General features: G+C 69.9%; 1 pseudogene. It reads left to right on the top strand.

What is annotated here, in order from left to right:
* Window positions 1-478 precede the first annotated feature (478 nt).
* A pseudogene (locus VR44_RS10415) lies at window positions 479-677 on the top strand (hypothetical protein); the annotation flags it as partial.

The following is a 677-nucleotide window of genomic DNA, read 5'->3' as shown; positions in this document are numbered from 1 at the left end:
CCGTCACGCGCCGCAATCGAAGCCGCCCTACCGTCCCCGGCGACACGCCGGTCAACTGCCCTGCATACCGCTCTGACCAGCAGAAATTCCTTCACCCTCGCGCACTGGCCCGCCTCAGCTATCGTGACTGAGAGTGACCGCTGATTCCGGGGCGGTCTCAAGACCCGGTCACCACGCCCCCGCTGACTCCTGTCGAGGCTCCACCCGCTCCCGTGCGGGTCGTCCTCTCACCGATACGGCCGGCCTCGTCCTCGTCGCGCTGACGCTCGCCGACGCCTGCCTGAGCCCGCCCGCGCAGGCGTTCGTGGACTCCGCTGACGGCGCGCGGGCTCCCGGCGGACGCGTCTGCGCGGGATTCCACCCCGGCGGGGCCGAGAGCGTGGGCGACACGGAGAACTGAGGCATAAGTGCTGATATCGGACGCGATCGTGTGTTAGGGATAGCACGTAAGGATCATCGAAATGGGAGGTATGCGGCGATGTACACAGCTCTTCTCCGTGCGACAACGGTCCTGGGTGCCGCGGCGGTCCTGGCCCTCGGCGGAGCCGCCGCGGCCAGTGCCGACGGCGTGGGCAGCTCGGGCATCGGCAACCCTGGTGTGGGCAGCGCCGGCATCGGCAACGAGGGCGTCGGCAACGCGGGCATCGGCAACGAGGGCGTCGGCAACGCGGGCGTCG

The sequence above is a fragment of the Streptomyces katrae genome (assembly GCF_000966975.1).
GTDB lineage: Bacteria > Actinomycetota > Actinomycetes > Streptomycetales > Streptomycetaceae > Streptomyces > Streptomyces katrae.
Note: the sequence above shows the minus strand (reverse complement) of the source record. Positions and strands in the feature narration are given on the sequence as shown.